A 13640-nucleotide genomic window follows, 5' to 3' on the forward strand; every position below is an offset into this window, starting at 1 on the left:
GCTCCCGCCTCCGGGCACGCGGGAGTTCACGAAGAGGGGCGGCTGTGCGTGTGGTGCACACGCGCTGGCGCGGATGCCAGGGGTGGGCGAGGCTCGACCGGAAACGTGCGCGCGGTCAGGAGTCGAACGCGTCGATGATCGCCTGGGCGGCCAGCGCCGCCGTGAGGGTGCCCTCGCGGACCTGCCTCTCCACGTCCGTGGCGGTCTTCCGCACGTCGGGATCGGCCTCGAGCCGCGCCATGAGCGTGTCGCGCACCATCGACCACGTCCACTCGACCTGCTGCCGGGCACGACGGCCGACGACCTCCCCGACCTTGTCCATCTCGGACTGATGCCGTTGCACGGCGTCCCAGAAGCCGTCGAGTCCCTCTCCCTCGAGCCCCGACATAGTGAGGACCGGGACCTTCCACACCGCATCGGCGGGGCGGACCAGCCGGAGCGCGGCGCCGAGTTCACGCGCGGCCCGCTGGGCGTCCTTGACGTGCGGTCCGTCGGCCTTGTTGACGGCCACCAGGTCCGCGAGCTCAAGCACGCCCTTCTTGATGCCCTGCAACTGGTCGCCTGTGCGCGCGAGGGTGAGAAACGTGAAGCAGTCGACCATTCCGGCGACGGTGACCTCGGACTGGCCCACGCCGACGGTCTCCACGAGGATCACGTCGAAACCGGCGGCCTCCAGCAGCACCATCGACTCCCGGGTCGCCTTGGCGACGCCACCGAGGGTTCCCGACGTCGGAGACGGCCGGATGTAGGCGCGAGGCTCCGTGGAGAGCGTCGCCATCCGGGTCTTGTCCCCGAGGATCGAGCCACCGGTCCGGGTGGATGACGGGTCGACCGCCAGGACCGCGACCTTGTGTCCCTGCTCGACGAGGTACAACCCGAACGACTCGATGAACGTGGACTTGCCGACCCCCGGTACCCCGGTGATCCCGATCCGTAGCGCGCCGCCCGAGTGGGGCAAGGCCCCGAGCAGGAGCTGCTGCGCCTTCTCCCGGTGCGTCGGGTTGGTGGACTCGAGCAGCGTGATCGCCCGGGCCAGAGTCGGGCGGCGATCCTCGAGGACGCCCGCCAGCAGGGCGTCGACGTCGATCTCACGACGCGGGCGCGGACCGGTCGCCGCCGGGACCGGCCCGCGCACCGTACCGGTGCCCAAGGTGGTGGACAGACTGCCCGAGAAATTGCCCGACCCCGCGGGGTCGGGTCCGGAGCCGAGGCGGGTCAGGACCCCACCTCCGTGCCGGCCTCCTCGCCCGAGGCGGTCAGCTCGTGCCCGAGCTCGCCCGCCAGCGAACCGAGCAACTCGATCGCGGCCTCCGCGATCACGGTGCCGGGCGGGTAGATCGCGGCCGCGCCGGCATCGTAGAGCTCCTGGAAGTCGCCCGGTGGGACGACACCACCGACGGTGACCATGATGTCCTCACGGCCCACCTCGGCCAGCGCCGCGCGCAGCGCCGGGACCAGCGTGAGGTGGCCGGCGGCAAGCGAGGACACGCCCACGACGTGGACGTCGGCGTCGGCGGCCTGCTGGGCCACCTCCTCCGGTGTCTGGAACAGGGGGCCCATGTCCACGTCGAAGCCGAGGTCGGCGAACGCGGTGCCCACGACCTTCTGGCCGCGGTCGTGGCCGTCCTGACCCATCTTGGCCAGCAGGATGCGGGGACGACGTCCCTCCTGCTCGGCGAATGAGTCGGCCATCTGCATGGCCCGGGTGACGTTGTCCACGGCGCCCTCCTTGGTGACCTCCTGCCGGTACACACCGGACAGGGTCTTGATCTCGGCCTTGTGTCGACCGTAGACCTTCTCGAGAGCGTCCGAGATCTCACCGATACTGGCCTGGGCCCGGGCGGCGTCGATCGCGAGCGCGAGCAGGTTGTTCTCGAGGTCGCTGCTGGGGCCGCCCGAGGCGGCCTCGGTCAGGCGGGCGAGGGCGGCCTGGCAGGCCTGCTCGTCGCGCTCCGCACGGAGCTTCTCGAGCTTGGCGACCTGCTCGGCGCGCACCCGGGAGTTCTCGACCTTGAGGACCTCGATCTCCTGGTCCTCGTCGACGACGTACTTGTTGACGCCGATGACCGGCTGGCGGCCGGAGTCGATACGGGCCTGCGTGCGGGCCGCGGCCTCCTCGATACGCAGCTTGGGGATGCCCTCCCCGATCGCCTGCGCCATGCCGCCGGCCTCTTCGATCTCGAGGAGATGGAGACGGGCCTTGTCGGCGAGCTGAGCCGTGAGCCACTCGATGTAGTAGGAACCCGCCCACGGGTCGATCGGCCGGGTGGTGTTCGACTCCTGCTGCAGGAGCAGCTGGGTGTTGCGGGCGATGCGTGCGGAGAAATCGGTCGGCAGCGCGAGCGCCTCGTCGAGGGCGTTGGTGTGCAGAGACTGCGTGTGGCCCTGCGTGGAGGCCATCGCCTCGATCGCCGTGCGGGCGACGTTGTTGAACACGTCCTGGGCGGTCAGCGACCAGCCGGAGGTCTGCGAGTGGGTACGCAGCGACTTGGACTTCTCATTCTTCGGACCGAACTTCTCGACGAGCTCGCTCCACAGCAGGCGGCCGGCACGCAGCTTGGCGATCTCCATCGAGAAGTTCATACCGATGGCCCAGAAGAAGGACAGCCGCGGCGCGAACTTGTCGATGTCGAGTCCGGCCTCGAGCCCGGCGCGGATGTACTCGACACCGTCGGCCAGCGTGTACGCGAGCTCGAGGTCGGCCGTCGCCCCGGCCTCCTGGATGTGGTAGCCGGAGATCGAGATCGAGTTGAACCGCGGCATCTTCTGCGAGGTGTACGCGAAGATGTCCGAGATGATCCGCATCGACGGCTTGGGCGGGTAGATGTAGGTGTTGCGGACCATGAACTCCTTGAGGATGTCGTTCTGGATGGTCCCCGCGAGCTGCTCCGGCGTCACCCCCTGCTCCTCTGCCGCCACGACGTAGAACGCCAGGATCGGTAGCACCGCGCCGTTCATCGTCATGGACACCGACACCGCCGACAGGTCGATGCCGTCGAACAGCTCACGCATGTCGAGGATGGAGTCGATCGCGACGCCGGCCATGCCGACGTCGCCCGCCACGCGCGGGTGATCGGAGTCGTAGCCACGGTGTGTGGCCAGGTCGAACGCGACCGACAGGCCCTTCTGGCCGGCGGCCAGGTTGCGACGATAGAAGGCGTTGGACTCTGCGGCGGTGGAGAAGCCCGCATACTGGCGGATCGTCCACGGCTGGTTGACGTACATCGACGGGTACGGCCCGCGCAGGAACGGGGCGGCGCCGGGCACGGTGTCCAGCGGGAAGGGGGTGACCTCGTCGCCTGCGGCCTCCTCGGTCGCGGCGCCGGCCGTGCCCTTCTCCACGCCGTCACGGTCGGCCTTGGTGTACACGCGCTTGACGTCGATGCCCTCCGGGGTCTCCCAGTGTGCGTCGGCGGCGACGCCGCCCTCGACCGCGGTGCCCGCGGTCTCGGTGTCGGCGGCGGCCTCGCGGAGGGGGGCGGTGCTGAAATCGGGGAAGGTCGTCATCTCACTTCACTCCCAGCTGGTCGAGGAGGGTGGACAGGGCGGCGACGGCGTCGATGCCGAGACCCAGGTACCCGTCGGGGCGGTCGGTGGCGTCGGCGGGGAAGCCCTTCTCGGCACCCGCGAGGTACACGGTCGTCACACCGGCGGCGCGCAGGGCGGCGACGGCATCCGAGCCCTCGGCGGCGTAGCGCTTGTCGGCGCCACAGATCACGGCGACCTCGGCGTTCTCGCGAGCATCGGCGTACTGACCGGCCTCGGTGACGCCCGGGTTGCGGGCCTCGATTCCGCCGGCGGCGAGAAGGTTGGCGACGAAGGTCACGCGGGGCGTGGTCTCCGCCTGCGGGCCGAGGCAGGCGACGAGGGCCGTCGGACGCGATCCGGTTGATTCGAGATGGGCGTTGGAGCGGTCACGCAGGTCCTCGAAGGCGCGACCGTAACGGTAGCCCCCGCCTCCTCGACGGGACTCGTCGAACGCGGGCTCACCGAGGTTCGGGAACTCCGAGACACCGGTGATCGGGGCCTTGCGGTGCGCGATGTCGGCGTCACGGGCGTCCCGGACCCGGGCGATGGATTCGGCCACGGAGCCGGAGCCGATCGCGGCGGTGAGGCCGCCCGCGGCTTCGATGGTCTGCAGGACGGACCACGCGGCGTCGGCAAGCGAGTCGGTGAGCGACTCGACGTACCAGGAGCCACCGGCGGGGTCCACGACGTGGCCCAGGTGGGACTCCTCGAGAAGCAGCAGCTGGGTGTTGCGGGCGATGCGGTCGGCGAAGGAGCGGGACGTGCTCTGGAGACCGCCGGGAACCGAGGCGTCGAACGGCAGGACCGTGACGGAGGTGGCACCGCCGACGCCCGCCCCGAATGCGGCGAGCGTGGTGCGGAGCATGTTCACCCACGGGTCGCGACGCGACATCATCGCAGAGGAGGTGACCGCGTGCTGCGCGGCGCCGCCGGCCTCCGGGGCGCCGAGGAGCTCCGCGGCACGGGCCCACATGAGGCGACCGGCGCGGAACTTGGCGATCGAGGCGAACTGGTCGTCGGTCGCGGCCAACCGGAACGAGATCTGGCGGAGGGCGGCGTCGGCGGGCATTCCCGCCGAGATCAGGGCACGCACGTACTCGAGCCCGGCCGCGACGGCGTAGGCGAGCTCCTGGGCGTCCCCGGCGCCCTCGGCGTGGAACACGGTGCCGTCAGCGACGAACGTCCGGATGGTCTCCTCGCGCTCTGAGACCCGGGCGGCCAGACGCACGGCGGCGTCCAGTCCGATGGAGCCGACCCCGGCGTAGGCGGCGGTGACCGGGGCGGCACCCAGATCGGCGACCACGGCCGAGCGGTCCTGCACCCCGTCACCGGCGGTCCGGCGCTGGTCGAGTAGTTCGAGGTAGGCCTCGGCGACCTCCACCAGATCGGTTCCGGACTCGAAGGTCACCGGCGCCAGATCCAGGTAGACGTCCTTGAGGACGGCGGCCAGATCGGCGGCCTCGACGGTGAGCCACAGTGCCGAGACACCCTGCTCGAGCTGGTCGAGGATCCGCGTGTTGACCTGCGAGACGTCACCGGTGGCCTCGACGCGGGCACTGACGTGCCAGCCGTTCTCCGGAAGTCCCGCACGGTTCCCGCCACGGACGTAGGGGAACTCCCCCGGCGCCGGACGCTCTGCGATCTCGTCCGCCCGCGTGTACAGCGGGTTGATCTCGATCCCGTCCCGCGTGGTCGCGATCAGCGAACGCCAGGCGTCATCAGGCATGTCGGCGGGATCCTTGCGGGCGGCCTTCGCGAGGACGGCTCCCACAGATGCGTACCAGGAGTGAAGGTCAGGACCTGGGGTCGGACTGGTCACCGGTACCTCGTTCTCTTGTGGAGTGAAGGGGGTCACCTCGGGACTCTAGTGCAGCGCTTCACACCGCAGGAACACGCCCTGGAGTGCGGGGAGTTCTCGGGGGGGAGAACCCCGGGGCCCGTGGGGCTACAGTCATCCCGGTGCGCGGACGGGTGATCGGTTGGGTGGTGGCGGTCGTTGTCGTCGTCGTCCTCGCGACCCTCGTTCCCGCCCCGGGGCTGGAACAGCTTCGCTCCTGGGCGGGCCAGCTCGGACCGTGGTTCGCACCGGCGTTCTTCGCGGCGTACGCGGTGGTCGCCGTCGCGCCGGTCCCCCGCTCGACGTTCACCTATTCGGCGGCGGTGCTCTTCCCGCCCGCGGTGGCCATCCCGTGGTCCCTCGTGTCGACCGGCATCGCCGCAGCGCTCGCCTTCGAACTCGTACGGCGGCTCGGACACAAACGCACCGCGGCGCTGCGCGCCGACCCGCGGATCGCGAAGGTGGACGCGCGCCTGCAGCGCCGGGGTTGGCTGTCGGTGGGCAGCCTGCGACTCGTCCCGGCCGTGCCGTTCTCGGTCGTCAACTACGCCGCCGCGCTGACCTCGATCCGGCGACGTCAGTTCCTGCCGGCGACCGTGATCGGCAGCGCACCCGGCACGGTCGCCGCGATCATGCTCGGCAACTCGCTCACCGCGGGCGAGGGCACCGCGGCACTGTGGGCGACCGCCGGGTTCGCCGCAGTAGGCCTGGCGGGGATGGCGCTGGATGCGCGGATGCCGGTCACGCGGGCTCCGTGACGAAATCCACCAGCCTTTCCACCGCGCCGAGCAACGTCGGCTCGACGTCGCGGTAGCTGCTGACCGACGACAGCACGTGACGGAACCCGTCGGCGGGCTCGCCCCAACCCAGGCGGGAGCAGATGCCGGTCTTCCAGTCCTCGCCGCGGGGGACGACCGGCCACTCGCGGATACCGACGGCGGCGGGTTTGACCGCCTGCCAGATGTCGACGTACGGGTGACCGGTCACCAGGACGTCCCCGCCCAGCCCGGCCACGATCCGCGACTCCTTGCTGCCCTCGACCAGGTGGTCCACCAGGACGCCGAGGCGCGCCTGCGGCGTCGGGCCGAAGTCGGCCACGAGCCCGGGCAGGTCATCGATGCCGTGGAGCGGCTCCACCACGATGCCCTCGACCCGGAGGTCATGGCCCCAGATCTTCTCCACCAGCGCCGCGTCGTGGATCCCCTCCACCCAGATCCGGCCCGCACGGGCGGTCCGGGCGCGGAGTCCCTCGACCTTCCGCGAACCCGAGGCCGTCACCGCGGGCCCGGTGGTCGCTCGGGGCGCGGGCTTGCGCAGTGTCACCGGTGATCCGTCGAGGAGGAACGCCGACGGCGTCATGGCGAAGAGGCGGACCCGGCCGTGTCGGTCCTCGAGCTTGACGAACTCGCCGTCGTAACTCCGGTCGAAGCCCACGACCGCGCCGCAGAATCCCGACCCGGCGTCCTCGACCACCAGATCCCGCTCGGCGTCCACGACGGGGACCTGCGGGCGGCGTCGCCGCGCAGTTCCGGACAGGACGTCGGAGCCGTACATATCAGCCATGGCGTGACACCGTAGCCGCCGCGACGACGATCGGGGCGGTGGCGCACCGGCGGTAGGATCGATCGTCATGTCACGACCCCTCGCCACCAGTACCGCGCTCTCCCCCGCGTGGGCGCTGCCCCTGCACCTGCTGCGCACCGCGTGGGCGGACCAACCGTTCGATGCCCTGAGCTCGTACGTCAGCGGCCTCGCCCAGTCCCACCTGGTCGAGATCGTCGGCGAGCCGGTCGCCGGGCTCGCCGACGTGGATCCGGCGGCCGGGGCAGTGGGGATGCTGCCGGACATCGTGCGGCACCTGCGCCGTGTCGGCGCGTCCCACCCCGCCGCGGAGATCCTCTCGCTCCTCACCACCGCGCCCGGCGACTCGTCGAGCCTTCCGCCCGTTCCCGCGGTGCGTGCCGATGTGGCGGAGGCCGGATGGGGCGTTCTGATCCGGGATCCGCAGAGCCGCGAGGGGCTGTGCCTGACCTGTGTGCGGCCGCATGTCGACGTCCTACGGTGGCGGATCCGGGGCGTCACCGACTGCCCGGTGGCGCCCCAGCCGGCCGGGCCGTCGGAGGCGTTGTACGAACTCGGCCGTGCCGTGGAGGACGCCGCCGAGCTCATCGAACGGTCCGCGGCCGCTCAGGGGGCAGGCGCCGCCGGCCCGATAGACGTGCACGCAGCCGTCACCCGCGTCCCCGCGGGACTGCCCGCGCGCGTGCTCGAACTCGTCGATCGCATCGACAGGGTCGAGGCGATCACCTCGCTCGCCCTGGCCCGGCCGGGGCTCGGCGTCGACCCCGCGACGCGCGAGCCGATCCTGCGCCGCCTGGTGGCGGTGAAGGACGCGGCGCGTCGGTCCGCCGTGGCCGCCGCCGGCGAATCGGCGCTACGGGAGTGGGGACCCCGCTGAACGTCACTGTTCAGCGGGCGCAGCAGCCGATCCCGCAGCGGGCCCCGTTGCGGTTGCGACCGAGCGCGGGAACGCTGCCCGGTCGTGGCTGCGTGGTGCCGGACTCGACCTCGTCGAGCAGCTCGACGACCATCCGGGCGAACTCCCGGCTCGGGCCGGGCGTCGCGCAGCGGGTGACGGTCACGCCCAGCTCGCGGACCTCGTCCACGAGCTCGGTGTCGAGGTCCCAGATGACCTCCACGTGATCGGAGATGAACCCGATCGGGACGACGACGACATCGCGGGTGCCGCGGCTGGTGGCGAGATCGCTGACGTGGTCCACCACGTCCGGCTCGAGCCACGGGACGCTCGGCGGCCCGGAACGCGACTGCCACACGACGTCGTACTCCGCCACCCCGGCTGCCCCGGCGACGAGCCGCGAGGCCTCCTGGACCTGACGGCTGTAGAGGTGGCCGCCCAGCGCGGGCGGGCCGGCCACCTCGTCGGCCGCATCGGGGACGGAATGGGCGGTGAAGACCACCCGCGCACCCGGGGCCGCGGCGTCGATCGCCCGGCGCAGGTCCGCGGCGAAGCGCTCCACGAACAGCGGGTGGTCGTAGAACTGACGTAGCCGGATCATCGTGGGCGCGCCCGCGACCTGCTGTCGGACGCGCTCGATGTCCTCGTTGTACTGGGCGCACCCGGAATAGCCGCCCCATGCGGAGGTGGCGAACACCGCGGCGTGGCGAACCCCGTCGGCCACCATCCGGCGGACGGTGTCCTCGGCCATCGGCGTCCAGTTCCGGTTGCCGAAATACACCGGCAAGTCGCGTCCCCGATCGGCCAACTCGGCCTCGATGTTGGCGATGATCTCGCGGTTGAGGTCGTTGATAGGGCTACGCCCGCCCAGGTGCCGGTAATGCGTGGCCACCTCTTCGAGCCGCTCCCTCGGGATACCGCGACCCCGGGTGACGTTCTCGAGGAACGGGATCACGTCCTCCTGCCCCTCGGGGCCGCCGAAGGACAGGAGCAGCAGTGCGTCCACCGGGCCCGCGGCCGGGTTCGGGTCTGTCACGTCACTGTCCCTGTTCGCTGAAGGACACGGTGCCGGCGCCGCCGTCGGCATAGACCACGGTGCCTGTGGTCGCCGCCATCAAGTCCGAGAGCAGGGCGACGGCGGTGGTGGCGACTGCGGTCGGGTCCTCGACGTTCCAGCCGAGGGGCGCCCGTCGCGCCCACTCCCCCTGCATCTGGTCGAGCTCCCCGCCCGGACCGAGCGCATCACCGGCGATCGCCTTGGCGGCGAGGGTCTTGATCGGCCCAGCCGCGATGAGGTTGGAGCGGACCTGATCCGGCCCCAGCTCCCGGGCGACGTAGCGGTTCACTGCTTCGAGGGCGTTCTTGGCGACCGACATCCAGTTGTAGAACGGCATCGAGAACCGCGGATCGAAATCCAGTCCGATGATCGACGCACCCGGGTTCAGGAGCGGTCGAACGGCCTTGGCCAGGGACGCGTAGGAATAGGCGGAGACCTCCAGCGCCACCGCCACGTCCTTCCACGGGGCGTCGAGGAACGGGTCGCCGAGACAGCTCGGCGGAGCGAAGCCGATGGAGTGCACCACGCCGTCCAGTGAACCCGTGTGCTCGCGGACCCGGCCGGTCAGAGCCGCCAGGTCCTCGTCGCTCTGCACGTCCAGCTCGACCACCGGCGGGCGCTCCGGAAGTCGCTTGGAGATGGCCTTGACCAGCGACGGCCGTCCGAACGCGGTGAGGATGACCTTCGCACCGTGGAGTTGGCAGTGCTTGGCGATGTGGAAGGCGATCGACGCGTCGGTGATGACGCCGGTGACGAGGATCGTCTTACCGGCGAGCAGCCCGGTGCCCGCGCCCGTGTTGTCGGTGTCGGTGTCGGTCCGGCTCATGTCAGTGCCCCATTCCCATTCCGCCGTCGACCGGGATCACGGCCCCGGAGATGTAGCCGGCGTCGTCACCGGCGAGGAAGCTCACGGCCCCGGCGACGTCGTCCGCCGAGCCCTTGCGGCCGAGCGGGATCGCCGCGACTGCGAGCTCCTGGGTCTTGTCGTCGAGGTCCGCGGTCATGTCGGTGTCGATGAACCCGGGGGCCACGACGTTGGCCGTGATGTTGCGCGAACCGAGTTCGCGGGTCAGCGACCGTGCCATGCCGATCAGCCCGGCCTTCGAGGAGGCGTAGTTGACCTGGCCGGCGGTGCCGGACTGCCCGACCACCGAGCCGATGAAGATCATCCGCCCGAACCTGGCCCGCAGCATCCCGCGCGATGCGCGCTTGGCGACCCGGAACGCCCCGGCGAGGTTCGCTTCGACCACTCGCGTGAACTGCTCGTCCTTCATGCGCATCAGCAGGGTGTCGTCGGTGATGCCGGCGTTGGAGACGATCACCTCGACGGGCCCGAACTCCGCCTCGACCGCGGTGAACGCGGCATCGACCGAGTCGGCGTCAGTGACGTCGCACCGGACCCCGAACAGGCCCTCGGGGGCGCCGGAGCCGCGGTGGGTGACCGCGACCCGGTGGCCGTCCGCGCGGAGTCGTTCGGCGACCGCCCTGCCGATCCCCCGGTTACCGCCGGTGACGAGGACTGTCCGTGGCGCGGTGTCGCGCCTGCTCTCGGAAACCATGTGCCCACCCTAGCGAGCGGCTCCCCCGGGTCGGACCGCGAGTGCTCCGGTTACGCAGGGGGGTCGGCGTCAGGGGATACGCCTGTGTGCGGTGAGCGAGCCGGCGGCCGCGAGCATCGCCAAGAGCGAACCGGCGATGAGCCACGGCCGGGAGGCGTCCGCCTTCTTCCACTCGTAGCCGATCTGCTCCTCGAGGGTCCGGTAGACCGAGTCGAGCTCCTCGAGGCTGGAGGCGGTGAAGAAGTCGCCGCCGGACAACTCGGCGATGGTCTTGAGGGAGGCGTCATCGACCGGCACCGGCTGCGGGCGTCCCTGGATGTCGACGGTGCCGTACATGGTGCCGAACGAGATCGTGGACACGGGGATCCCGGCCTCCGCGGCGCGCTCGGCCGCGGTGAAGGCGCCCCGCTCCTCGGTCGGCTGCGCGGGGACCGTCTCCTTGCCGTCGGACAGGAGCACGATCCGTGCCGGCGGCGCCTGATCCGGGCCGCCGAGGCTCTCGGTGAAGGTCGTGATGGCCTGGGTGGCGGTGTAGATGGCCTCGCCGGTGGCTGTGCGCTCGTCGAGGCGTAGTCGTTCGACCGCGCGCACCACGGGGCCCCGGTCGGTGGTGGGTGCCACGAGCATCGAGGCGGTCCCGGCGTACGAGACCAGGCCGAGGTTGACGCCCTGGGTGAGGTTGTTGGCGAAGGTCGTCGCCGCCTGCTGCGCGGCCTCGATCCTCGAGGGGGCGACGTCGGTGGCCTCCATGGAGAGGGAGACGTCGACGACGAGCATCACCGTCGCCCGGTTACGGGGGACCTTCTGCTCCTTCTGGGGCGCGGCCATCGCGATCACGAGGCTGACCATCGACAGGATGAGCAGCACCGCCGGTACATGCGTGAACCACCGCCGGCCCCGGGTGTCCACCGACCGGAGAACGCCGAAGTTGCCGAAGCGGACCGTCCTGCGCTTCTTGGACCGCAGGGCGATGATGTACCCGATCGTGATGGCCAACGGCGCGGCGAGCAGGAGCAACCACAGCGGGTGCTGGAACTCGGACAAGCTCATGGGGTCGCCTCCTCCGCGGGCTGTTCACCGGGCAGGTCGCGGTCCAGGTTCTCCCCGGTGGGCAGCCCGCCCTGCCTGCGGACACCGACGAAGTCGATCACGTCACGGACCCAGTCGCGGTCGGTGCGCAGCGCCAGGACGGGGGCGCCGCAGCGGCGTAGCGCTGTGTGAACCGCGGCGCGATGCTCGGCGGCCACACGCCGATAATCCGCCGCGAGAGCATCGTCCACCTCGAGTTCGAGGACCTCTCCGGTTGCGGGATCCTGCAGCAGCGCGGCGCCGACGGCCGGAAGGGCGATGTCGAGTGGGTCGGCCACGTGCACGGCCAGGAACTCGTGGCGGGTGCCGAGGACGCGGAGCGAGCGCTCCCAGTCGATCTCGGACAGGAAATCCGAGATCACCACGACCAGTCCGTGCCGCCGCGCCGCGTTGCGGACGGCGTGGAGGCAGTCGACGAGCGCACCTCCCGGTGCGACCTCCGGAGCGGCGCGGGAGACATCCTCGAGCAGCCGCCGGACGTGGTCCCGCCCCCCGGTGGCGCGCAGTACGCGGGGCCGACCGTCACCGGTCAGGATCATGCCCACCCGACTGCCGCCACCGGCGGAGAGGAATCCGACCGTCGCGACAGCGGCCTCCACGACCCGGCGCTTGGCGCCGTGCCGGCCCTCGACGTCCAGCGACGCGGACAGGTCGACGACGAGCCACGTCTCCAGCTCGCGGTCGGCGATGGTCTGTCGGATATGCGGGATGGTCGTCCGGGCGGTCACGGACCAGTCCATCGTCCGGACGTCGTCACCGGGCTCGTAGGCGCGGGCCTCCCCAGGCTCGGTACCGGGGCCGGGGAGCAGACCCCGGTGATCGCCGTTGAGGACACCGTCCAGTCGCCGTGTGACGAGCAACTCGAGCTGGTTCAGGGCGGCACGGGACGACACGTCGCCCCGGTCGTCGCGCCGCTCCCCCTCCGCGGAGGTCACGGTGAGGGCGGCGGGCCGGCCTGGGCCGGGACCGCGCTTATCTGCGGCAGCGGGACGGCCTCGAGCACCCGGCGGACGACCGTGTCCGCGGTGATCTCGTCAGCGAGCGCGTCGTAGGTGAGGACGAGCCGATGGCGCAGCACGGCGGGCAGGACGTCGACGATGTCCTGGGGCACCACGTAGTCGCGTCCGCGGACAAGGGCGAGGGCGCGCGCCGCGGTGACCGTTCCCAGGGTGGCTCGGGGCGAGGCGCCGTAGGCGAGCCACCGGGCCACGTCCTCGAGTCCGTGGCGCGCGGGCTCGCGGGTCGCGATCGTCACGCGCACCACGTAGTCGACGAGTGCGTGGTGGACGAAGACCTCGCGTACGGACGCTTGTAGTCGCTGCAGCGCGTCCACACCCAGGATCCGGGTCGGCTCTGGCGGGGTGGCGCCCATCCGGTAGACGATCTCCCGCTCCTCCTCTGGACTCGGGTAGTCCACGACGAGCTTGAACAGGAACCGGTCGCGCTGTGCTTCGGGGAGTTGGTAGACGCCCTCGCTCTCGATCGGGTTCTGGGTGGCCATGACCAGGAACGGTGACGGCATGGGGAACGTCTGTCCGCCGATCGAGACATGCCCTTCGGCCATGACCTCCAGCAGCGCCGACTGGACCTTGGCGGGGGCGCGGTTGATCTCGTCGGCCAGCACGAAATTGGCCAGGATCGGTCCGAGCTCCACCTCGAACTCCTCGCGGCCCTGCCGGTAGATCCGGGTGCCGACGATGTCGGCGGGCACCAGGTCCGGGGTGAACTGGAGGCGCCGGAAGGACCCGCCCACCACCGTGGCGAAGGTCTCCACCGTCAGGGTCTTAGCCACGCCCGGCACACCTTCGAGAAGGATGTGTCCGCGGGAGAGCAGACCGACGAGGATCATCTCGATGAGCCGGTCCTGGCCCACCACGACCTTCTTGACCTCGTAGACCGCCCGCTCGAGCAGCCGCGCGTCCTCGGCCGCGGAGGCCGCGGATCCGGCGGGAGGCTCGCCCTGGGACGTCAACTGGTCGGGGTGGGTATCGCTCACCGCGGCGGGCTCCTTCGCGTGATCGGATGTTCCGGTCGCCCGGGGCGCTGCCGTCGGGCGGACATGGGGACGACCCTACCGGGATGCGCCTGCCACCG

Annotated in this window: 12 protein-coding genes; 2 read left to right on the plus strand and 10 right to left on the minus strand. The window is 71.1% G+C overall.

Annotated features, from left to right (window positions below; genetic code table 11):
* Nucleotides 1–115: 115 nt before the first annotated feature.
* The 3 genes from meaB to ACWIE7_RS00720 form a co-directional block, all read right to left on the minus strand.
* Nucleotides 116–1150 (minus strand): methylmalonyl Co-A mutase-associated GTPase MeaB, encoded by a 1035-nt coding sequence (gene meaB, locus ACWIE7_RS00710; RefSeq protein ID WP_452098859.1) that lies wholly within the window; start codon nt 1148–1150, stop codon nt 116–118.
* 65 nt (nt 1151–1215) lie between these two features.
* The gene (gene scpA / locus ACWIE7_RS00715; protein WP_454068347.1) at nt 1216–3507 is read right to left on the minus strand and encodes a methylmalonyl-CoA mutase; all 2292 of its coding nucleotides are present in this window, start codon (nt 3505–3507) and stop codon (nt 1216–1218) included.
* Between the two features lies 1 nt (nt 3508).
* The gene (locus ACWIE7_RS00720; protein WP_454068348.1) at nt 3509–5254 is read right to left on the minus strand and encodes a methylmalonyl-CoA mutase family protein; all 1746 of its coding nucleotides are present in this window, start codon (nt 5252–5254) and stop codon (nt 3509–3511) included.
* A gap of 233 nt (nt 5255–5487) precedes the next feature.
* On the opposite strand from ACWIE7_RS00720, the gene ACWIE7_RS00725 reads away from it, so the two are divergent.
* Nucleotides 5488–6123, plus strand: coding sequence for a TVP38/TMEM64 family protein (locus tag ACWIE7_RS00725; protein ID WP_452098862.1), 636 nt, complete (start codon nt 5488–5490; stop codon nt 6121–6123).
* Here ACWIE7_RS00725 and ACWIE7_RS00730 read toward each other — a convergent pair.
* A complete protein-coding gene (locus tag ACWIE7_RS00730) occupies nt 6107–6928 on the minus strand; it encodes a DUF3097 domain-containing protein (RefSeq protein WP_452098863.1) in 822 nt (273 codons plus the stop codon). The genes ACWIE7_RS00725 and ACWIE7_RS00730 overlap by 17 nt on opposite strands.
* A 67-nt stretch (nt 6929–6995) precedes the next feature.
* On the opposite strand from ACWIE7_RS00730, the gene ACWIE7_RS00735 reads away from it, so the two are divergent.
* The gene (locus ACWIE7_RS00735) at nt 6996–7823 is read left to right on the plus strand and encodes a hypothetical protein (RefSeq protein ID WP_452098864.1); all 828 of its coding nucleotides are present in this window, start codon (nt 6996–6998) and stop codon (nt 7821–7823) included.
* A gap of 10 nt (nt 7824–7833) precedes the next feature.
* Here ACWIE7_RS00735 and ACWIE7_RS00740 read toward each other — a convergent pair whose 3' ends face one another.
* From ACWIE7_RS00740 to ACWIE7_RS00765, 6 genes are all read right to left on the minus strand, one after another.
* A complete protein-coding gene (locus tag ACWIE7_RS00740; protein ID WP_452098865.1) occupies nt 7834–8877 on the minus strand; it encodes a ferrochelatase in 1044 nt (347 codons plus the stop codon).
* Between the two features lies 1 nt (nt 8878).
* Complete coding sequence (inhA, locus tag ACWIE7_RS00745; protein ID WP_454068349.1) at nt 8879–9724, minus strand: NADH-dependent enoyl-ACP reductase InhA; 846 nt, start codon at nt 9722–9724, stop codon at nt 8879–8881.
* Between the two features lies 1 nt (nt 9725).
* A complete protein-coding gene (gene fabG1 / locus ACWIE7_RS00750; protein ID WP_230928934.1) occupies nt 9726–10457 on the minus strand; it encodes a 3-oxoacyl-ACP reductase FabG1 in 732 nt (243 codons plus the stop codon).
* 69 nt (nt 10458–10526) lie between these two features.
* Nucleotides 10527–11507, minus strand: a complete 981-nt coding sequence (locus ACWIE7_RS00755) for a VWA domain-containing protein (RefSeq protein WP_452098867.1) — start codon at nt 11505–11507, stop codon at nt 10527–10529.
* The gene (locus ACWIE7_RS00760; RefSeq protein ID WP_454068350.1) at nt 11504–12481 is read right to left on the minus strand and encodes a DUF58 domain-containing protein; all 978 of its coding nucleotides are present in this window, start codon (nt 12479–12481) and stop codon (nt 11504–11506) included. Before ACWIE7_RS00760 ends, ACWIE7_RS00755 begins: the two co-directional genes overlap by 4 nt.
* Nucleotides 12478–13542: an AAA family ATPase gene (locus tag ACWIE7_RS00765; RefSeq protein ID WP_372459525.1), complete on the minus strand. Its 1065-nt coding sequence runs from the start codon at nt 13540–13542 to the stop codon at nt 12478–12480. Before ACWIE7_RS00765 ends, ACWIE7_RS00760 begins: the two co-directional genes overlap by 4 nt.
* Nucleotides 13543–13640: the final 98 nt, after the last annotated feature.

Source organism: Dietzia sp. NPDC055343, assembly GCF_053645265.1.